This is a genomic window from Pseudomonas sp. PAMC25584 (assembly GCF_058135675.1).
The window spans coordinates 1,728,901-1,750,169 of record NZ_CM176870.1 but is presented as its reverse complement, the minus strand read 5'-3'; the positions used below and the strand labels follow the sequence as shown (position 1 = coordinate 1,750,169).

The following is a 21,269-nucleotide window of genomic DNA, read 5'->3' as shown; positions in this document are numbered from 1 at the left end:
AGCGCCATGCCCCTGACGTCGCCGCTGACCAAGCCCTTGGCCCCTTCGTGGGCCAATCGCTTTAAAGAACAAAGCCTGGAGCGCGGGCGGCGCTATGCCCTGGAAAACCGCGTGCGCATCGTCGAGTCGGGCGACAGCACCATCATCGCCAGTTGCGAAGGCTCGGGCAGCAACGTCTACCGGCAGACCATCTCGTTGCGCGAATCGGCCAAGGGCACGCTGATCCTGGTGGACAGCCGCTGTACCTGCCCGGTACACACCAACTGCAAACACATCGCGGCGGTGCTGCTCAAGGTCCAGGAAACCCTGGCCTACCCGGCGGCGGCCCAGGACGCCGAACTGCTGGAAAAACTCCAGGCCGTGCTGGACAACCGCGTGGTGTTGCCGCAAGTGGTGATGGACGATGTGCTGCCCGTGCCGCGCTTGTGGCTGGCGAGTGTCGAGTTCAGCGCGTTCGAGCCGCGCAACGGCAAGATGCAGCGCTATATCCAGCACCGTGCGGCGCTGTCGTTCAATTATCTGGGCAACTACGTCAGCGGGCAAAAGAACGCCGACATCATCGTCCGCCAGGAAACCCAGAGCCTGCGGATCAAGCGGCACCCCGAGCAGGAACAGCGCTATCGCGAGCAACTGCGCCTGCTCGGCTTCAAGATCGCCACGCGCCAGAGCAAAGCGCTGCCGGAAAGTGCCGGCGAGCTGTTCGAGATGGTCAATGACAGCGCCTGGTTGAACTTCACCCTCAACGCATCGCCGACACTGCGGGCAGAAGGCTGGGAGTTGCAGATCGACGACGACTTCGGCTTCGACCTGAGCCCGGTGGACGACTGGTATGCCACCGTCGACGAAGGGCCGGAGCGTGACTGGTTCGACCTGGAACTGGGGATCATCGTCAACGGTGAGCGCCTGAGCTTGTTGCCGATCCTGCTGAACCTGATGCGCTCCCACACCGAGATACTCAACCCGGAAAAACTCGCGCGGCGCCGCGATGACGAACTGATCCTGGTAAACATCCCCGGCCTGCCCAACGGCGGCCATGGCCCGCTGCAAGTGGCACTGCCCTACGGCCGCTTGAAACCCGTACTGGCCACCCTCGGCGAGTTTTACCTGCAGGAACCCGGCACCACCACGTTGCGCCTGGCCAAAGCCGACGCGATCCGCCTCAACCCGCTGGAAGACCTGCCCCTGCAATGGGAAGGCGGTGAGAAGATCCGCAACTTCGCCCAGCGCCTGCGCGACATCAAGGACTTCACCTGCGTCGCGCCCGAGGGTTTGAACGCGACCTTGCGCCCCTATCAGTTGGAGGGCTTGAGCTGGATGCAGTCGCTGCGCCAACTGGATGTGGGCGGCATTCTTGCGGACGACATGGGCCTGGGCAAAACCTTACAGACCCTGGCGCATATTCTCAGCGAAAAGATCGCCGGACGCCTGGACCGCCCGTGCATGGTGGTGATGCCCACCAGCCTGATTCCCAACTGGCTCGACGAAGCCGCGCACTTCACGCCGCAACTCAAGGTCCTGGCGCTGTACGGCGCCACGCGCAAAAAGCACTTCGCGAACTTGCAGGACTACGACCTGCTGCTGACCACGTATGCGTTGCTGCCCAAAGACATCGAGCACCTCACCGCCCTGCCCTTGCATGTACTGATCCTCGACGAAGCGCAGTACATCAAGAACCCTTCGAGCAAGGCGGCGCAGGCGGCGCGTGAGCTCAACGCACGGCAGCGCCTGTGCCTGAGCGGCACGCCGTTGGAAAACCACCTGGGCGAGCTGTGGTCGCTGTTCCACTTCCTGCTGCCGGGCTGGCTGGGCGACGTGAAGAGTTTCAACCGCGATTACCGCGTACCCATTGAAAAACGCGCCAGTGATGTGCGACTGCAGCACCTGAACGGTAGGATCAAACCCTTCCTGCTGCGTCGTACCAAGGAACAGGTGGCAACGGAATTGCCGCCGAAGACCGAGATCATCCACTGGGTCGAGCTCAATGAAGCCCAGCGCGACGTGTACGAAACCATGCGCCTGGCCATGGACAAAAAAGTCCGCGACGAGATCACCCGCAAAGGCGTGGCGCGCAGCCAGATCATCATTCTCGAAGCGCTGCTCAAGCTGCGTCAGGTGTGCTGCGACTTGCGCCTGGTCAACGACGCCACCCTGCCGGCGCGCGGCAGCAGCTCGGGCAAGCTCGACAGCTTGATGGAGATGCTCGAAGAGCTGTTTGCCGAAGGTCGCCGGATTCTGTTGTTTTCCCAGTTCACCTCGATGCTGAGCTTGATTGAAGTCGAGCTGAAAAAACGCGGCGTCGCCTACGCGCTGCTGACCGGCCAGACCCGCGATCGGCGCACGCCGGTGAAGGACTTCCAGAGCGGCAAGCTGCAGATCTTTCTGATCAGCCTGAAGGCAGGTGGCGTGGGCCTGAACCTGACCGAAGCCGACACCGTGATCCACTATGACCCGTGGTGGAACCCGGCCACGGAAAACCAGGCCACTGACCGTGCGTATCGCATCGGCCAGGAAAAGCCGGTATTCGTCTACAAGATGATTGCGCGGGGCACGGTGGAGGAGAAAATCCAGCACCTGCAGAAGGAAAAGTCCGACCTGGCAGCAGGCGTGCTGGACGGGCGGACCACCGGGGATTGGCAGTTGGGCAACGAGGATATCGAGGCGCTGTTTGCGCCGTTGCCCAATAAACAAGAAAAGCGCTGACGGTTAGATCGCCTATCGTGGGCAAGGCCGCCCCCACATTCGACCGCGGTTCTACAGGATGCACGCAATCAAGTGTGGGAGCGGGCTTGCCCGCGATAGATGCGCCGCCGTCTCAATCGATCAACTGCGCCTCGCGCAGCGCCCCAAGCGCCACCCGCCAACGCGGATCTTGCTTATAGTCCGTCGACGCAATCGCTTGCCCACGCATCCGCGCAATCCGCGCCGAGGGAATGACCTTCATGCGCTGGGCCGCACTCAGTGCCAGTTCGGCAGCCGCCCGATCGTTGCACACCAGGCCCATGTCGCAACCTGCCGTCAGTGCGGCTTCAATACGGCTGGCCGCATCCCCGACAACATGGGCACCGGCCATGGACAGGTCGTCGCTGAAAATCACCCCGTCAAACTGCAGCTCGCCGCGCAGGATGTCCTGCAACCAGCGGCGCGAAAAACCGGCAGGCTGGGCGTCGACTTGCGGGTAAATGACGTGTGCCGGCATCACCGCCGCCAATTGCTGACTCAGGCGTGCGAAAGGCACCAAGTCATTGGCGCGAATCTGTTCCAGGCTGCGTTCGTCATTGGGAATCGCAACGTGGGAATCCGCCTCAGCCCAACCGTGCCCCGGGAAATGCTTGCCCGTGGCGGCCATGCCCGCGCTGTTCATGCCGCGGATGAACGCACCGGCAAGCACTGCAGCGCGCTCGGGGTCGCCCTCGAAGGAGCGGGTGCCGACCACGGCGCTACGCTGGTAGTCCAGGTCCAGCACCGGGGCGAAGCTCAGGTCCAGGCCAACGGCAAGGACTTCGGTGGCCATGATCCAGCCACACTGCTCGGCCAGATATTCGGCGTTGGGGTTATCCGCCAGCGCGCGCATGGCCGGCAGACGCACAAAGCCCTGGCGCAGGCGCTGCACACGACCGCCTTCCTGGTCGACCGCCAGCAGCAGGTCCGGGCGCACGGCACGAATCGCCGCGCTCAATTCCCGCACCTGGCGCGGATGCTCGATATTGCGTGCAAAAATGATCAGGCCGCCCACCTCAGGCTGGCGCAACAGGTGGCGGTCCTCGGCCGTCAGCCAGGTACCGGCAACGTCGACCATCAAAGAACCTTGCAGGGCAGCAGTCATAAACCTTCCTTATATAACGCACACAGCCCGTTACTCTCGCGGCGCGACGGGCGCGGCGAGAACAACGGGTTGCGAGTAAATAGCTGAATTCGGCATGGGCGGCTAGCTTAGCGGATGCCAGCGGCCGCGCACACCCGGGGCGGTCAAACCTTCGCGGGGATTGGCGTGGATTTGCTGCGCGGACGCAATTGGGCGGCGGCCATGGCCTGGTCGGTCACGCCGGTTTCGGCGCGCATGCCCGCAGCGAGGAACGGCACCATCAGGCGCATCACCTGTTCGATGGAGGTGTTGACGCCAAAGTCAGTCTCGGCAATCGCCCGCAACGCTTTGATCCCGGACATACTGAATGCCGCTGCACCGAGCATGAAGTGCACGCGCCAGAACAATTCGATCGGCGGGATGCGCGGGGCGGCTTCGTTGACCAGCAACATATAGCGGCGGAACACCTTGCCGTACATGTCTTCCAGGTAACGCCGCAGGTGACCCTGGCTCTGGCTGAACGCCAGGCCCAACAGGCGCATGAAGATCGACAGGTCGTTGCCGCTGCGGGGCTGTACCACCAGCGCTTGCTCAACGAGGATTTCCAGCAGTTCTTCAAGGCTTGGCTTATGGTCAGCCTTGGCCTGGCGGCGCTCGAGTTCACGGTCGAGACTCGCACAGAACGGCCCCAGGAAACGCGAGAAGACCGCCTGGATCAGGGCTTTTTTCGAGCCGAAATGGTAGTTCACGGCGGCGAGGTTGACCCCGGCCTTGCTGGTGATCAGCCGCAATGAAGTTTCAGCAAATCCTTTTTCCGCGAACAATTGCTCGGCAGCATCGAGAATGCGTTCAACGGTTTCCGACTGGGCCATGGCTACTCCGCCTGACAAACACTTGTTTGAAACATACGTTTCAGGTTGTGTCTTGTCAAGCCTGTGGGTTCGCTTTCCGGCCGGGCAGTCATCTATTTGAGCGCTATTAAATCACATCCGTTCAACTCTGTAGGCAGCGCTGTCTCTACCTTGTAAGAGGGATAACGAATGACCGTCCAGCGGACGCAAAAAAAAGGATGATTGCCAAGCGCAGTTCACTGTATATAATCCCAGTCACTGTATAAAAAGACAGAGCGATCAACATGATAAAACTGACGCCACGCCAAGCTGAGATTCTGGCTTTTATCAAGCGCTGCCTCGACGACAACGGCTACCCGCCGACGCGCGCGGAAATTGCGCTGGAACTGGGGTTCAAATCCCCCAACGCCGCCGAAGAACACCTCAAGGCCCTCGCTCGCAAAGGCGCGATCGAGATGACCCCGGGCGCTTCGCGGGGCATTCGTATCCCCGGTTTCGAAGCCAAGGCCGACGAATCGACCCTGCCGATCATCGGCCGCGTCGCTGCCGGTGCGCCGATCCTGGCGCAGCAGCACGTCGAGGAGTCCTGCAACATCAACCCGACCTTCTTCCATCCTCGCGCCGACTACCTGTTGCGGGTCCATGGCATGAGCATGAAGGACGTGGGCATTTTCGACGGAGACCTGTTGGCTGTCCACACCACTCGTGAAGCCCGTAATGGCCAGATCGTCGTCGCCCGTATCGGTGACGAAGTCACCGTCAAACGCTTCAAGCGCGAAGGCAGCAAGGTCTGGCTCCTGGCCGAGAACCCTGAGTTCGCCCCGATTGAAGTCAACCTGAAAGACCAGGACCTGGTGATCGAAGGCCTGAGCGTCGGCGTCATTCGCCGCTAAAGGAGGCATCATGCAGCTCGTGCACACACCCCAACACACACAACTGTCGCTGTTCGAGGCCTTTATGGCCCAACCCCTTGCGCCCATCCTCAAGGAAACGGTCGAGGCGCCCTGGTGCGCCGAGCCTGAGGCGTTCAGTGAACTGTCGTTGCGCGGTGCGGCCGGGAGCTGCCTGAGCCTGCTGGCGCCGATCCTTCGCGAACTGAGCCAGGAACAGGATGCACGCTGGTTGACGCTGATCGCCCCGCCCGCCAGCCTGACCCAAGCCTGGCTGCGGGATGCCGGCCTCAACCGAGAGCGCATCCTGTTGCTACAACCACGCGGAGCGCAAAGCGCGCAGCAGTTGACCTGCGAAGCCCTGCGCCTGGGCCGCAGCCATACGGTCGTGAGCTGGTTGAACCCGCTGAATGCGAACGCCAAGCAGCAGTTGATCAGTGCAGCGCGCACTGGCGATGCACAGAGCTTGAATATTCGTTTGGGGTAAATGCAACAGTCAGACTCGCGGCTAGCTGACCTTGGTCAGTGCCCGCGATCGACGCGAGGCTTCTTCAGGCTGAGAAGCCGATCTGCAACATACAGCCGAAAAAGCGACCAGCGAGACTCAGTGCAGAACCCGTGGACCGTCGTCCTTCTCCGGTTCGCCTTCCGCCAGGCGGCCAGCCATCTGCACACCAACGCTCAACATGGCTTTTGCCACTTCCACGTGCTGGCCTTGCAGGAACGCCTTGGCGTCCTCGGAAAAGTCCAAGATAACCAGAGAACCCTCGTCCTCAGCCCGGCGCAGCTCGATTCGGCCGTCAGGCAATTCAACAATTTCCAGAAAGGACGTCGGCATAAAAGTCTATTCTCCACGAAAGGCCGGGATTATATCAGTCATCTGCCGGACCTCGCAGAGGATCTGGCGAGGTTTCTTTACGGCTGGATGAATGGTGTCCGTTGGATCACCGCTACCGCGGTGGGAGCTGGTTTGCCTGCTCCCACATTGCCCAGAGCAATTGGCAGATAACTTAGCTCAGCACTCGTTCAAACCTTCGCGAAAACGCAGCGCCATCTTTTTCAGCGCTTGGCGCCAGCCTTCCAGCTCTTCGCGGCTCAACGGCTTCGGCTCATCCTCTTCCAGCGCCAGCGCCACGATCAACGGCTGGGTCACATCGCCCTTGGGGACATGAGGAACACGTGGCGGCTGGAACATATCGGCATGCGCTTTGAGCAGGCGCGCTACCCAACTGTCGGGGCTTTGCGCCATTTCCACCAGCTCGGCGAGCTCAGGAATCGCCATGGCGTCCAGCACTTCGCGATTCATGATCATTTCCGCACGCGGCGAACCGGCCTGGGGTAAACGGTAGAACCCGGCGATTTCATGACACAGCCCCAGCAAGGCGCCGTAGAGGTGAAACAAGGCCGCCTCACGCCCCGCCTGGACCAGCGCAATGGCGTTCATCTCCTTCCCTTCCTCGGCACGGCCAAGGGCTTCCAGGGACAAACCCGCGAAGTAAATTTTCTGATTGGTACGGGTATAGAGTTCGTTGGCCATGACGGCAATCTCCACAACGAATAGGCGTGATGCTGGCTCAACAGTGTCACGGATCAGCCAAGCCCACTGCAAGGGCAAAAAAAGGCCGCCTGGGCAGGCGGCCTTTGTTTTTCGCAGCTTAACGGATCAAGCGCCCTGGCGCTTGTCCTCGACCTTCCACTTGCCGCCGTCGTAGAACGCCTTCCAACCGGTAGGCTTACCGTCCACTTCGGACTGTATGTACTGCTCCTTGGTCTTGCGGCTGTAGCGGATCACGGCCGGGCGACCGTCCGGGTCCTTCTTCGGCGCTTCACACAGGAAGTGGTACTTCGGATCGATCTCATCCTTGTGCGGCGCGATCTCCAGCACCAGCGGCGCACGGGTCTCGCGGTTTTTCGGGAACTGGCTGGCAGCCAGGAACAGCCCCGAAGCGCCATCACGCAGGATGTAGGTGTCGTTGACCTTCTCGCACTTGAGCTCAGGCATCTTCACCGGGTCCATCTTCGGCGGCGCCGCATCACCGCTTTTCAGCAGTTTGCGGGTGTTCTTGCACGTCGCGTTGGTGCACCCGAAGAACTTGCCGAAACGGCCGGTCTTGAGCTGCATCTCGCTGCCGCACTTGTCGCATTCCAGGCTCGGGCCTTCGTAGCCTTTGATGCGGTAGCTGCCCTCTTCGATCTCGTAGCCGTCGCAATCCGGGTTGTTACCGCAGATGTGCAACTTGTGCTTCTCGTCCAACAGGTAGGCATCCATCGCCGTGCTGCAGATCGGGCAACGGTGCTTGCCACGCAGGACCAGCGATTCGGATTCACCCTCGTCGTCGGCGGCGATTTCATCGCCCGGCACCAGGTTGACGGTGGCCTTGCAGCGTTCTTTCGGCGGCAGGCTGTAGCCCGAGCAACCGAGGAATACGCCGGTGGACGCGGTACGAATCTGCATCGGCCGGCCGCAGGTCAGGCACGGGATGTCGGTCATCACCGGCTGGTTGGCACGCATGCCGCTGTCCGGGCTTTCGGCCACTTCGAGCTTCTTCTTGAAGTCGCCGTAGAACTCGTCGAGTACGCTCTTCCAGTCGCGCTCGCCGTGGGCCACGTCGTCGAGGTTCTCTTCCATGCCGGCAGTGAAGCCGTAGTCCATCAGGTTGGAGAAGCTCTCGGACAGACGCTCGGTGACGATGTCGCCCATCTTTTCCGAATAGAAACGACGGTTGTGCAGCGCCACGTAGCCACGGTCCTGGATGGTGGAGATGATCGCCGCATAGGTCGAAGGACGACCGATACCGCGTTTCTCCATCTCCTTCACCAGGCTGGCTTCCGAATAACGCGCCGGCGGCTTGGTGAAATGCTGGGACGGGTCGAGCTTGATCAGCTTCAACGTGTCACCCTGGGCCATGTCCGGCAGCACATCGTCGTCGCCTGGCTTGGCGATTTGCGGCATCACGCGGGTGTAGCCGTCGAACTTGAGGATACGGCCTTTGGCACGCAGCTCGAAGTCGCCTGCGCCCACACTGACGGTGGTGGACAGGTATTGCGCCGGCAGCATCTGGCAGGCCAGGAACTGGCGCCAGATGAGCTCGTAGAGACGCTCAGCGTCACGCTCCATGCCGGTCAGCTTACTCGGCTCGGTGTTGGCGTCGGAAGGACGAATCGCTTCGTGAGCCTCTTGGGCGCCTTCTTTGCTGCTGTAGACGTTCGGGTTTTCCGGCAGGTACTTCTTGCCGAACTCGCTTTCAATATAAGTGCGCGCCATCGCCACCGCGTCTTGCGACAGGTTGGTGGAGTCGGTACGCATATAGGTGATGTAGCCGGCTTCGTACAGACGCTGGGCCATCATCATGGTTTTCTTCACGCCGAAGCCCAGGCGGTTACTGGCGGCCTGTTGCAGGGTGGACGTGATGAACGGCGCCGACGGCTTGCTACTGGTCGGCTTGTCTTCGCGCTTGACGATGCTGTAGCTGGAAGACTTGAGCTTCTCCAGCGCAGCCATGGCCTGGGCTTCGTTCAGCGGCTTGAAGGCCTCGCCTTTCTCGCGGGCCACTTCGAAACGCACGTTGTTGCCCTTGGCGGTACCGAGGTCCGCGTGGACTTCCCAATACTCTTCGGGGTTGAACGCACGAATTTCGCGCTCACGCTCTACCACCAGCTTGACCGCTACCGATTGCACACGGCCGGCGGACAGGCCACGGGCAATCTTGGCCCACAGCAGTGGCGAAACCATGTAACCCACGACGCGGTCGAGGAAACGACGGGCCTGCTGGGCGTTGACACGGTCGATATCCAGTTCGCCCGGCTTGGAGAAGGCTTCCTGGATGGCTTTCTTGGTGATTTCGTTGAACACCACACGCTTGTAGCGGCTGTCATCACCGCCGATGGCTTCCCGCAGGTGCCAGGCAATGGCTTCCCCTTCGCGGTCCAAGTCCGTTGCGAGATAGATGGTGTCGGCATCTTTGGCGAGCCGGCGCAGCTCTTCGATGACCTTTTCCTTGCCCGGAAGGATTTCGTACTTGGCCTTCCAGCCATGTTCCGGGTCCACACCCATGCGCGAGACCAGCTGCTTGCGCGCTTTCTCTTTAGGCGTGAGTACCGGACCTTCGCCCGCAGCCGCCTTGCCGCGCTTGGCGGCTGGCTCCTTGCTGGCGCTAGCCGAACCGCTGGTGGGCAGGTCTCGGATATGGCCGATACTCGACTTCACCACGTACTCGTTACCCAAGTACTTGTTGATGGTCTTGGCCTTAGCCGGGGATTCCACAATGACCAGCGATTTGCCCATGGATCGGAAAATTCCTGAATTCGAGAAGTGAAAGGCAGTTGGCGCCTGACGCGGCAACGCTATATATAGTGGCAACAGGGTGAGGTCAAGCGCAGCATTCTGCGCGGCCTGCCGTTATTGCCCTGAAAAAAGACTGGGTTCGGCCTGTACCAAAGCAAAGCGCGGGACCTGTTCGCCGTCAACTTCGACGGATTCGAGGAACATGCTCAAAGGGCGCACCCAAAAGCCGTAATCGCCATACAGTGCTTGGTAGAACACCACTTCTTCTTCGGTCTCGGAGTGCCGCGCCACATTAAAAACGCGGTACTGCGGACCTTTATAATGTTGGTAGAGCCCTGGTTCGACTTTCATGCTCTGGCCACCTTACAAATTTTGTTAAAAAAAAATAATAAACATACCGAAAAACAAAAACCGGGGCACTGGGCCCCGGCTTCCGTCAACTAAACGCTTAGAGGCGTTCGAAGACGGTGGAAATGCCTTGGCCGAGACCAATGCACATGGTTGCAACCCCAAGGTTGCCGCCATTTTGCTTCATCACGTTGAGCAAAGTGCCGGAGATACGCGCACCGGAGCAACCGAACGGGTGGCCCAGGGCAATCGCGCCGCCGTGCAGGTTAACCTTCTCGTTCATCTTGTCGAGCACTTTCAAATCTTTCAGCACTGGCAGGGCCTGTGCGGCGAACGCTTCGTTGAGCTCGAAGAAGTCGATATCGGCGATGGTCAGGCCTGCGCGTTTCAAGGCTTTTTGTGTCGCCGGTACTGGACCATAGCCCATGATCGCCGGGTCCACACCCGCGACTGCCATCGAACGAATCACCGCCATCGGCTGGATACCCAGGTCCTGGGCACGCTGCGCCGACATCACGATCATGCACGAAGCACCGTCGGTGATTTGCGACGAAGTACCCGCTGTCACGGTGCCGCCCTTTGGATTGAACGCCGGTTTCAAGGCGGCCAGGCTTTCCAGGGTGGTGTCCGGACGAATGGTTTCGTCGTAATCGAACAGTTTCAGGAAACCGTTCTCGTCGTAGCCGTTCATCGGGATGATTTCATCCTTGAACTTGCCTTCCACGGTCGCCTTGTGGGCGAGTTGGTGGGAGCGCACGGCGAACGCGTCCTGGGCTTCACGGGTAATGCCGTGCATCTTGCCGAGCATTTCCGCGGTGAGGCCCATCATGCCCGAGGCTTTTGCCGCGTACAGCGACATGTGCGGGTTAGGGTCGACGCCGTGCATCATGCTGACGTGGCCCATGTGCTCCACACCACCGATCACGAATACATCACCGTTGCCGGTCATGATCGCCTGGGCGGCAGTGTGCAGCGCGCTCATCGACGAGCCACACAGGCGGCTGACCGTCTGGGCGGCCGCAGTGTGCGGGATCTGGGTCAGCAACGAGGCCATACGCGCGATGTTCCAGCCCTGCTCCAGGGTCTGGTTGACGCAACCCCAGATCACGTCTTCGACTTCGTTCGGGTCGACCTTGACGTTACGCTCCAACAATTTGCTGATCAGGTGCGCCGACATGTCTTCGGCGCGGGTGTTGCGGTGCATGCCGCCCTTGGAGCGGCCCATCGGCGTGCGACCGAAGTCGACAATCACGACGTCTCTTGGATTCAAGCTCATAAATATTCTCGCTCAAGTGTATGGGACGCTTAACCGAAGAAGCTCTGGCCATTCTTGGCCATCTCACGCAGCTTCGCGGTCGGGTGGTACAGCGGGCCCAAATCAGCGTATTGATCAGCCAGGGCAACGAACTCGGCCACACCGATCGAGTCGATGTAACGCAGCGCACCACCACGGAATGGAGGGAAACCAATACCGTACACCAGGCCCATGTCGGCTTCGGCTGCGGTTTCAACGATGCCGTCTTCCAGGCAACGCACGGTTTCCAGGCACAGGGCGATCATCATCCAGTTGATGATGTCCTCGTCGGACACCTCACGCTGCTCGTAGATGACCGGCGCGAGTACTTCGTGAACCGACGGGTCGGCCACTTTCTTCTGCTTGCCCTTCTTGTCGGTCTCGTAGGCGTAGAAACCCTTGCCGTTCTTCTGGCCCAGGCGCTTGGCCTCGTAGAGCGCGTCGATCGCCGAGCGGCGGTCGTCTTTCATGCGGTCCGGGAAGCCTTCAGCCATCACGTCGCGGCCATGGTGGCCGGTGTCGATGCCGACCACGTCCATCAGGTACGCCGGGCCCATGGGCCAGCCGAATTTTTCCATGACCTTGTCGATACGCACAAAGTCCACACCGGCGCTGACCAGCTTGGCGAAACCGCCGAAGTACGGGAACAGCACGCGGTTGACCAGGAAGCCCGGGCAGTCGTTGACCACGATCGGGTTCTTGCCCATTTTCTTGGCGTAGGCAACGGTGGTGGCGACGGCCAGTTCGCTGGACTTCTCGCCACGGATCACTTCCACCAGCGGCATCATGTGTACCGGGTTGAAGAAGTGCATGCCGACGAAGTTTTCCGGACGCTTAAGGGCCTTGGCCAGCAGCGTGATGGAAATGGTCGAGGTGTTGGACGCCAAGATAGTGTCGTCTTTAACATGGGCCTCCACTTCAGCCAGCACCGCTTGCTTGACCTTCGGGTTTTCGACAACCGCTTCGACCACCAGATCGACGTGGCCGAAATCGCCGTAGGACAGGGTAGGACGAATGCCGTTGAGCACTTCAGCCATTTTCGCAGCGGTCATGCGACCTTTATCAACGCGACCCACCAGCAGCTTGGCCGCTTCTGCCAGGCCCTGCTCGATGCCGTGCTCGTTGATGTCTTTCATCAGGATCGGCGTGCCTTTGGACGCCGACTGATAGGCAATACCGCCGCCCATGATACCGGCGCCGAGTACGGCGGCCTGTTTCACGTCTTTGGCGACTTCATCGTAGGCCTTGGCTTTTTTCTTCAGTTCCTGATCGTTCAGGAATAAGCCGATCAGGCTGCGGGCAGCAGAGGTCTTGGCCAGTTTGACGAAACCCGCCGCTTCCACTTCCAGGGCTTTGTCGCGACCGAAGTTCGCGGCTTTCTGGATGGTCTTGATCGCTTCAACCGGTGCCGGGTAGTTCGGGCCGGCCTGGCCGGCCACGAAACCTTTGGCGGTTTCGAACGCCATCATTTGTTCGATGGCGTTGAGCTTGAGTTTTTCCAGCTTCGGCTGACGCTTGGCCTTGTAGTCAAATTCGCCGTTGATGGCGCCCTTGATCAGGTTCAGTGCCGCTTCGGCGAGTTTGTCCGGAGCAACCACGGCATCGACAGCACCGACTTTCAGCGCGTCTTCAGCCTTGTTTTCCTTGCCGGAGGCGATCCACTCGATGGCGTTATCGGCACCGATGATGCGCGGCAGGCGCACGGTGCCGCCGAAGCCTGGGTAGATGCCCAACTTGACTTCTGGCAGGCCGATTTTCGCAGTGGCCGACATGACGCGGAAATCCGCGGCCAGGCACATTTCCAGGCCGCCGCCCAGCGCGATGCCGTTGATCGCGGCAACGGTCGGCACGTTGAGGTCTTCGAAATCGCTGAAAATCTTGTTGGCTTCGAGGTTGCCAGCCACCAGCTCGGCATCGGGCAGCTTGAAGCTCTCGACGAATTCGGTGATGTCGGCGCCGACGATAAACACGTCCTTGCCGCTGGAGACGATCACGCCCTTGACCGAAGCATCTGCTTTGATGGCGTCTACGGCCTGACGCAGTTCGTTCAGGGTTAGACGGTTGAACTTGTTGACGGACTCACCCTTGAGGTCGAATTTCAGTTCGACGATGCCACTTTCAAGAGCCTTAACCGTGATGGCTTTACCTTCGTAAATCATCAACTGATCTCCACGATATGGAAGCTGAACAGTACACATTGGACGCTGGCCTCTGGATGGACATTGAAAATTTCGTCAATGCTCACCCCAATGCGCCAGGCACACCCGCCAATGCGATAGTCGGGATTCTGTATGAGACATCTGACAGACAAACGCTCAATTCATACGCCCGTTTGATTTGGGTACGCCACCTTCATCCAATTCCGGGCAATTGTCAATCGCTCGAAAGCGCTAGGAAAAACGCGACTTTCCAGTCATTTCAGAACCCAAACCCGCAGCCCATGCCTCGCCAATATTCAATTATTCACAAAATCAATAATCAACACGATGTTGAAAATGGCTGTACAGATCCGGATATCCGGCTAGGCTTGCGGCAGCCATGAAAGAATAGTCAAAGCGTCTGGATGAATACCCGGCGTGGAACACGCAGAGTTACCGGCCTGCCTGGCCAACCCCGCCCGATGATGATGTCGGGCTTTTTATTGCCTGGCGTTCAGGCCAGGGCCTTGAGCAACGCATCAATAGCCTGCAGATCACTCACCTCGCCCTTCTCGCCCCAGCACAACGCGATCATTTGCCGGTCCGCCTCGACTTTGTAGACGTTGGCCGGCAGCGTCGCAAAATGCGCCAACAACTTCTCATCGACGCACTGTTCCTGCCATTGGTTGACCCACACCCCAGGCTCCAACTGCCAGTAACTCCATAGCGCAGGAACCTTGCCGCGCCGTGGCCGGTGGTATTGCGCACATGGGCTCGGTGGCTCCTGCTTGAGCCAGTGCGGCCACTGCTGAGGCGACAGTTGCATCGCCAGGCCCATGCGGCGCGCCTCCATTCGCAGGGCCATGCGCCCGCTCTGATGACGCGACGGGCGCAGCCATGCCAGGGGGCTCAAAACCACCGCGAGGATTGACACCACTATCCAGACCGTCATATGTGTACTCCCGAATTTCTAGATGAGCGGATTTGACCTGACGCAACCCCATCCGCCTGAAAGCAGCCATACTGAACTTATTGCAGTCCCCTGGAGGAACGCCCCATGTCATACGAACATATTCTGGTCGCCGTCGACCTGACCGAAGAGTGCGATCCAGTGATCAAGCGCGCCGTGGACCTGGCTGGCAACACTGCGACGCTGTCCCTGGTGCATATCGTTGAACCGATGGCCATGGCCTTTGGCGGCGACGTGCCGATGGACCTGTCTCAATTGCAACAGCAGCAATTCGATCAAGCCAAGGAACGCCTTGAGCGCCTGATCGCCAAGTACCCGAGCCTGAAAAAAGATCAGAGCCACCTGACCTATGGCCAGCCGCGCCAGGAAATCCATCACCTGGCCAAGGAACAGGGCTGCGACCTGATCGTCGTCGGCAGCCATGGCCGTCACGGGCTGGCATTGCTGCTGGGTTCCACCGCCAATGACGTACTGCACGGCGCACCGTGCGATGTGCTGGCGGTGAAGCTGGTAAAAAGCTCGTAAGACCGGTGGAGATCCAATGTGGGAGGGGGCTTGCTTGCTCCCACATTTGAACTCATCTCCTATAAAAAACCCGGTGTTCATCAGATGAACACCGGGTTTTTTAATGCACTGGAATCAATCAGGCATCCAGCTCGGCCCAACGCTCAACCAGCCCTTCCAGCTCCTGGTTCAATGTCTCCAGGGATGCGATGACCTTGGCGGTTTCCGCCGCCGGACGCAGGTAGAAACCCGCGTCAGCCATTTCCGCCTCGACCGCGGCGATCTGCTGTTCCTTGGCGTCGATGTCACCCGGCAAGGCTTCCAGCTCACGCTGCAGTTTGTAGCTGAGTTTCTTCTTCGCGGCAGGCGCGGCTTCCGCAGCCGGTGCAGCGGCGGCCACAGGGGCCACGACAGCGGAGCTCAAGTCGGCCTTGCCGGACTTGCTCTCGGTCACGCCCAGCAGGCGCGGCGAGCCGCCCTGGCGCAGCCAATCCTGGTAACCACCGACGTACTCGCGCACCTTGCCTTCACCTTCGAAGACCAGGGTGCTGGTGACCACGTTGTCGAGGAATGCCCGGTCGTGGCTGACCATCAGCACGGTGCCGTTGAAGGTCAGCAGCACCTCTTCCAGCAGTTCGAGGGTTTCCACATCGAGGTCGTTGGTCGGTTCGTCGAGGACCAGCAAGTTGGCCGGCTTACTGAACAGCTTGGCCAGCAGCAAGCGCGCGCGCTCACCACCGGACAAGGCCTTGACCGGCGTTCGGGCGCGCTGCGGGCTGAACAGGAAGTCGCCCAGGTAGCTCAGCACATGGCGGCTCTGGCCGTCGATATCGATAAAGTCGCGGCCTTCGGCGACGTTGTCGATCACGGTTTTTTCCAGGTCCAACTGGTGACGCAACTGGTCGAAGTAGGCCACATCGATGCGCGTGCCTTCTTCCACTTTACCGCTGGTCGGCTGCAGGCCGCTGAGCATCAGCTTGAGCAACGTGGTCTTGCCGGTGCCGTTGGCGCCGAGCAGGCCGATGCGGTCGCCGCGCTGCAGGACCATGGAGAAGTCCTTGATCAGGAACGGACCGTCCGGGTGATGGAAGCTGACGTTATCCAGCACCATCACCTGCTTGCCGGACTTATCGGCGGTTTCCAGCATGATGTTGGCCTTGCCGGTGCGCTCGCGACGCTCACCGCGCTCAACGCGCAGGGCTTTCAGTGCGCGTACACGGCCTTCGTTACGGGTGCGGCGCGCCTTGATACCCTGGCGAATCCACACTTCCTCCTGGGCCAGACGCTTGTCGAACAAGGCGTTGGCGGTATCTTCGGCGGCCAGGGTGGCCTCCTTGTGCACCAGGAAGCTGGCGTAGTCGCCGTTCCAGTCGATCAGGCCACCACGGTCCAGTTCGAGGATGCGTGTCGCCAGGTTCTGCAGGAAGGACCGGTCGTGCGTGATGAACAGCACGGCACCCTGGAAATCCTTGAGGGCTTCTTCGAGCCAGGCAATCGCGCCGATGTCCAGGTGGTTGGTCGGTTCGTCGAGCAGCAGCAGGTCCGGCTCGGACACCAGGGCCTGGGCCAGCAGCACGCGACGACGCCAGCCGCCGGACAATTCGGCGAGGGTCTTGTCGGCCGGCAGTTGCAGGCGGCTCAGGGTGCTGTCCACCAGTTGCTGCAAGCGCCAGCCGTCACGGGCTTCGAGGTCTTGCTGGACGTGCATCAGCTTGTCCAGGTCTTCTTCGGTGACGCAGTTCTGCGCCAGGTGATGGTACTGGGCGAGCAACTCGCCAACGCCGTCGAGGCCTTCGGCGACCACGTCGAACACTGTCCGTCCGTCGGCCACCGGCAATTCCTGCGGCAATTCACCAATCTTGAGGCCGGGGGCACGCCAAACAGAGCCTTCATCGGGCTTCTGGTCGCCCTTTACCAGCTTCATCATGCTGGATTTACCGGTGCCGTTGCGGCCGATGATGCACACCCGCTCACCACGGGCGATCTGCCAGGACACCTTGTCCAACAACGGCATAGCGCCGAAAGCAAGGGACACATCGCTGAATTTGAGCAGGGTCATACGCTTCTCCAAAAACTGGGCGCGCATTCTACCTGAGTTGAGGGTGGGATGCGGCCGGCATTTTCGCTACTGACGCGTTCTGTAGGACAATTTCGGCGAACTTGAACGAACCGGTCAGCAAAGCTTTCACCGGCCGCAGGCAAAAGGCTAAGCTAGGGGTAATGAGTGTCGGCAGTGCCGGCGCTAGTCGTGATTTCTCTGCACGGACGTCTCATGCGCAGTCGCCTTTTCAACTTTTTATCTTGTCTGCTTCTTACCGCCACTGCCGCTCAATCCGCCCTGGCCGTGGACATCACCACCCAACGTCAATATTACGATGAGGCCAAACGCGCCCTGGCCAAGGGCGATACCGGGCCGTACATGCAATACAGCCAGGCCCTCGCCGATTATCCGCTGACGCCATACCTGGCCTACGACGAATTGACCGCCCGCCTGAAGACCGCCAGCAACGAGGAAATCGAACAATTCCTCGCCAAAAACGGCGACCTGCCCCAAGCCAACTGGATGAAGCTGCGTTGGTTGCGCTGGCTGGCCGACCGTGGCGACTGGCAGACCTTTGAAAAGTACTACGACCCCAAGCTCAATTTCGTCGAACTGGATTGCCTGCATGGCCAGTTCCAGCTCACGCACAATCTGAAGGCCGAAGGCTACAAGACCGCCGAGAAACTCTGGCTGACCGGCAAATCCCAACCGGCGGCCTGTGATGCCACCTTTGCGCAGTGGGCCTCAGATGGCCAACTCACCGAACAGAAAATCTGGGACCGCGCCAAGCTCGCCGCCGAAGCCCGCAACTACGCGCTGGCCAACAGCCTGGTGAAAAGCCTGCCGACCCTCGGCGCCCAAGGCCGCCTGATGGTGGACGTGGCGCAAAAGCCCGAGATGCTCAGCGACCCGTCGCGCTTCCTGCCAGCCACCGAGGCGATGTCTGACGCCGTGGGCCTGGGCCTGCGCCGCCTGGCGCGCCAGGACCCGGACAAGGCCATGGCCATGCTCGACGGCTACGCCACCAGCATGCACTTCTCCCGTGACGAAAAAGTGGCGATTGCCCGCGAGATCGGCCTGACCCTGGCCAAGCGCTTTGACCCACGCGCCCTTGAGGTGATGACCAAGTACGACCCCGAACTGCGCGACAACACCGTGTCCGAATGGCGCCTGCGCCTGCTGTTGCGCCTGGCTCGCTGGGAAGACGCCTACCAACTCACGCGCAAACTCCCACAAGACTTGGCCACCACCAACCGCTGGCGCTACTGGCAGGCCCGCAGCCTTGAATTGGCCGAGCCGAAAAACCCGCAAGCCCTGGTGCTGTACAAAAACCTGTCGCGGGAGCGGGACTTCTACGGTTTCCTCGCCGCTGACCGCTCCAAAGCACCCTACCAGTTGATCAACAAGCCGCTGTTGATGAGCCCGGCGCTGATCAACAAAGTGCGCAATACCCCCGGCGTGCGGCGGGCCCTGGAATTCTATGCACGTGGCCAGGTGGTGGACGGCCGGCGCGAGTGGTACCACGTCAGCCGTCACTTCAACCGCGACGAAATGGTCGCCCAGGCCAGGCTGGCCTACGACATGAAGTGGTACTTCCCGGCGATCCGCACCATCAGCCAGGCGCAGTACTGGGATGACCTCGACATCCGTTTCCCGATGGCCCACCGCGACACTCTGGTGCGCGAAGCCAAGGTCCGCGGCCTGCATTCAAGCTGGGTGTTTGCCATCACCCGCCAGGAAAGCGCGTTCATGGACGACGCCCGCTCCGGCGTCGGCGCCAGCGGCCTGATGCAACTGATGCCCGGCACCGCCAGAGACACCGCGCGCAAGTTCAGCATCCCGCTGGCCTCCCCGGCCCAGGTGCTCGACCCGGACAAAAACATCCAGCTCGGTGCTGCTTACCTGAGCCAGGTGCATAGCCAATTCAACGGTAACCGCGTCCTCGCTTCCGCCGCCTACAACGCCGGCCCCGGCCGCGTGCGCCAGTGGCTGCGCGGTGCCGATCACCTGAGTTTCGACGTGTGGGTGGAAAGCATCCCGTTCGACGAAACCCGCCAGTATGTGCAGAACGTGCTGTCTTATTCGGTGATCTACGGGCAGAAGCTCAATTCGCCACAGCCGTTGGTGGACTGGCATGAGCGGTATTTCGATGATCAATAAAGCCTGACGCACACACAAAAATGCCCGCATCGAACGATGCGGGCATTTTTTATGCACGGTGATTTCAGTGTGAAGCCTGTTCCTCCACGCCATCGCTGAACTGCAACGCCGCCAACCGCGCATACAGCGGATTACTCGCGATCAACTGCTGATGCGTGCCGATCGCCACCAGCTTGCCCTGGTCCATCACCGCGATCCGGTCCGCATGCTTCACCGTCGCCAGGCGATGCGCGATAACCAGCGTGGTGCGGCCGTGCATCAGTTGCGGCAGCGCCTGCTGGATCAGGTGTTCACTCTGCGCGTCGAGGGCGCTGGTGGCTTCGTCCAGCAGCAGAATCGGCGCGTCCACCAGCAACGCGCGGGCGATCGCCAGGCGTTGCCGTTGGCCGCCGGAGAGGCCCATGCCGGCGTCGCCGAGGTGGGTCTGGTAACCATCCGGCATTTGCAGGATGAAGTCGTGGGCATGGGCGATGCGCGCGGCGGCTTCGACCTGCTCGCGGGTGGCGGTCGGGTTGCCGTAGCGGATGTTGTCCTCAACGCTGCCGAAGAACAGCGCCGGGCTCTGGGACACCAGGGCGAAGTGGCGACGCAGGTCCTGGGGGTCGAGTTCGGTCAGCGGGTGGCCTTCGAGCAGGATGCGACCGTGCTGGGGATCATAAAAGCGCAGCAGCAGATCAAAAATTGTCGACTTGCCAGCCCCCGACGGCCCCACCAGCGCCAGGGTTTCACCGGGATTGATGATCAGGTTCAAACCGTCGATGGCGTAAGTGTCCGGCCGCGAGGGGTAGGAAAAGCGCAGGTCTTGCAGCTCCATGCGGCCGCTGACGCGGTCTGGTAACTGCACGGTGCCGCTGGCGGGCGCCTGGATCTCGTTATTCGACTGCAGCAACTCGCCGATTCGCTCCGCCGCACCGGCGGCGCGCTGCAACTCGCCGAGCACTTCGCTCAACGTGCCGACGGCGCTGCCGACGATCAGGCTGTAAAACACAAACGCCGCCAGCTCGCCGCCGGAAATGCGCCCGCTGATCACGTCCATGCCGCCGACCCACAGCATCACCCCAACAGCACCGAGCACCAGCATGATCACCAGGGTGATCAGCCAGGCGCGCTGGGCGATGCGTTTGCGCGCCGTGGCGAAAGCGTCCTCTACGGTCACGGCAAAGCGTTGTTCGTCCTGTGCCTGGTGGTTATAGGCCTGCACGGTCTTGATCTGGCCGAGCGTCTCGGACACGTAGCTGCCGACGTCGGCAATGCGGTCCTGGCTCAAGCGCGACAGGCTGCGCACGCGGCGGCCGAAAATCAGGATCGGCGCCAGCACCAACGGCAGCGCCACCACAACGATGCTGGTGAGCTTGGGATTGGTGACAAACAGCAGCACGATGCCACCGATGACCATCAAGGCGTTGCGCAGGAACAGCGACAACGAGGAGCCGATCACCGATTGCAACAGGGTGGTGTCGGTGGTCAACCGCGACTGGATCTCCGAGCTGCGGTTGTTTTCATAAAAACCCGGATGCAGGTAGATCAGGTGATTGAACACCTGCCGGCGAATGTCAGCCACCACCCGCTCGCCGATCCACGACACCAGGTAAAACCGCGCAAACGTGCCGACGGCCAGGCCCAGCACCAGGATCATGAACAGGCCGATAGACTGGTTGAGCAAGTGCGGTGACTGGGTCATGAACCCCTGGTCCACCAGCAGGCGAATGCCCTGCCCCATGGACAAGGTGATACCCGCGGTGACGATCAGCGCCACCAACGCACCGAACGCCTGCCAGCGGTAGGGCGCAATGAAGCGGCTGGCGAGGCGAATCGCGCGGCGTTGACGGACTGAGAACATGGAGGGCATCACCTGATGATGGGAGATAGGAACCTGCAGATAACATTGGGGGAACTTGGGTAAATAACAATGAGTCAGGTTAATTATGCCCGCCCACCCTGCGCCCTAGAGGTTATCGGTCTAACGCCCGTCTGGAAATTTGTAAC

Annotated in this window: 17 protein-coding genes; 6 read left to right on the top strand and 11 right to left on the bottom strand. The window is 60.7% G+C overall.

Annotation, left to right across the window (positions count from 1 at the left end; all coding sequences use genetic code 11):
* Positions 1–6 precede the first annotated feature (6 nt).
* Entirely contained in the window at positions 7–2,700 is a 2,694-nt protein-coding gene (locus ACS5Q8_RS08100; protein WP_443693699.1) for a DEAD/DEAH box helicase, read from the top strand.
* Between the two features lie 112 nt (positions 2,701–2,812).
* On the opposite strand, the gene nagZ is transcribed toward ACS5Q8_RS08100, so the two are convergent.
* Together nagZ and ACS5Q8_RS08090 are read right to left on the bottom strand one after the other, a co-directional pair.
* Positions 2,813–3,823, bottom strand: coding sequence for a beta-N-acetylhexosaminidase (gene nagZ / locus ACS5Q8_RS08095; protein WP_276197043.1), 1,011 nt, complete (start codon positions 3,821–3,823; stop codon positions 2,813–2,815).
* Positions 3,824–3,966: 143 nt separating this feature from the next.
* The gene (locus ACS5Q8_RS08090) at positions 3,967–4,674 is read right to left on the bottom strand and encodes a TetR/AcrR family transcriptional regulator (RefSeq protein WP_253394130.1); all 708 of its coding nucleotides are present in this window, start codon (positions 4,672–4,674) and stop codon (positions 3,967–3,969) included.
* Between the two features lie 263 nt (positions 4,675–4,937).
* On the opposite strand from ACS5Q8_RS08090, the gene lexA reads away from it, so the two are divergent.
* A complete protein-coding gene (gene lexA, locus ACS5Q8_RS08085) occupies positions 4,938–5,546 on the top strand; it encodes a transcriptional repressor LexA (protein ID WP_247401992.1) in 609 nt (202 codons plus the stop codon).
* Positions 5,547–5,556: 10 nt separating this feature from the next.
* Positions 5,557–6,030, top strand: coding sequence for an SOS-induced cell division inhibitor SulA (gene sulA / locus ACS5Q8_RS08080; RefSeq protein ID WP_276197042.1), 474 nt, complete (start codon positions 5,557–5,559; stop codon positions 6,028–6,030).
* Positions 6,031–6,147: 117 nt separating this feature from the next.
* Here sulA and ACS5Q8_RS08075 read toward each other — a convergent pair whose 3' ends face one another.
* The 6 genes from ACS5Q8_RS08075 to fadB form a co-directional block, all read right to left on the bottom strand.
* Entirely contained in the window at positions 6,148–6,381 is a 234-nt protein-coding gene (locus tag ACS5Q8_RS08075; protein WP_053255041.1) for a hypothetical protein, read from the bottom strand.
* 177 nt (positions 6,382–6,558) lie between these two features.
* The gene (locus ACS5Q8_RS08070; protein WP_276197041.1) at positions 6,559–7,080 is read right to left on the bottom strand and encodes a DUF6586 family protein; all 522 of its coding nucleotides are present in this window, start codon (positions 7,078–7,080) and stop codon (positions 6,559–6,561) included.
* Between the two features lie 126 nt (positions 7,081–7,206).
* Positions 7,207–9,828 (bottom strand): type I DNA topoisomerase, encoded by a 2,622-nt coding sequence (gene topA, locus ACS5Q8_RS08065; protein ID WP_276197040.1) that lies wholly within the window; start codon positions 9,826–9,828, stop codon positions 7,207–7,209.
* 114 nt (positions 9,829–9,942) lie between these two features.
* Positions 9,943–10,179, bottom strand: a complete 237-nt coding sequence (locus tag ACS5Q8_RS08060; protein WP_010563748.1) for a DUF1653 domain-containing protein — start codon at positions 10,177–10,179, stop codon at positions 9,943–9,945.
* Between the two features lie 97 nt (positions 10,180–10,276).
* The gene (gene fadA / locus ACS5Q8_RS08055; protein WP_276197039.1) at positions 10,277–11,452 is read right to left on the bottom strand and encodes an acetyl-CoA C-acyltransferase FadA; all 1,176 of its coding nucleotides are present in this window, start codon (positions 11,450–11,452) and stop codon (positions 10,277–10,279) included.
* A 29-nt stretch (positions 11,453–11,481) separates the two neighbouring features.
* The gene (gene fadB, locus ACS5Q8_RS08050) at positions 11,482–13,629 is read right to left on the bottom strand and encodes a fatty acid oxidation complex subunit alpha FadB (RefSeq protein ID WP_443697072.1); all 2,148 of its coding nucleotides are present in this window, start codon (positions 13,627–13,629) and stop codon (positions 11,482–11,484) included.
* A 17-nt stretch (positions 13,630–13,646) separates the two neighbouring features.
* Here fadB and ACS5Q8_RS08045 point away from each other — a divergent pair, with 17 nt between their 5' ends.
* On the top strand, positions 13,647–14,012 hold the full coding sequence (locus tag ACS5Q8_RS08045; protein WP_443697073.1) for a hypothetical protein: 366 nt from the start codon (positions 13,647–13,649) through the stop codon (positions 14,010–14,012).
* A 110-nt stretch (positions 14,013–14,122) separates the two neighbouring features.
* On the opposite strand, the gene ACS5Q8_RS08040 is transcribed toward ACS5Q8_RS08045, so the two are convergent.
* Positions 14,123–14,560 (bottom strand): hypothetical protein, encoded by a 438-nt coding sequence (locus ACS5Q8_RS08040; RefSeq protein ID WP_276197037.1) that lies wholly within the window; start codon positions 14,558–14,560, stop codon positions 14,123–14,125.
* A gap of 105 nt (positions 14,561–14,665) precedes the next feature.
* Here ACS5Q8_RS08040 and ACS5Q8_RS08035 point away from each other — a divergent pair, with 105 nt between their 5' ends.
* Complete coding sequence (locus ACS5Q8_RS08035) at positions 14,666–15,103, top strand: universal stress protein (protein WP_276197036.1); 438 nt, start codon at positions 14,666–14,668, stop codon at positions 15,101–15,103.
* A gap of 118 nt (positions 15,104–15,221) precedes the next feature.
* On the opposite strand, the gene ACS5Q8_RS08030 is transcribed toward ACS5Q8_RS08035, so the two are convergent.
* Complete coding sequence (locus ACS5Q8_RS08030; protein ID WP_276197035.1) at positions 15,222–17,141, bottom strand: ATP-binding cassette domain-containing protein; 1,920 nt, start codon at positions 17,139–17,141, stop codon at positions 15,222–15,224.
* A gap of 213 nt (positions 17,142–17,354) precedes the next feature.
* Here ACS5Q8_RS08030 and ACS5Q8_RS08025 point away from each other — a divergent pair, with 213 nt between their 5' ends.
* A complete protein-coding gene (locus ACS5Q8_RS08025) occupies positions 17,355–19,283 on the top strand; it encodes a transglycosylase SLT domain-containing protein (RefSeq protein ID WP_276197034.1) in 1,929 nt (642 codons plus the stop codon).
* Positions 19,284–19,347: 64 nt separating this feature from the next.
* On the opposite strand, the gene ACS5Q8_RS08020 is transcribed toward ACS5Q8_RS08025, so the two are convergent.
* A complete protein-coding gene (locus tag ACS5Q8_RS08020) occupies positions 19,348–21,132 on the bottom strand; it encodes an ABC transporter ATP-binding protein/permease (RefSeq protein ID WP_276197033.1) in 1,785 nt (594 codons plus the stop codon).
* Positions 21,133–21,269: the final 137 nt, after the last annotated feature.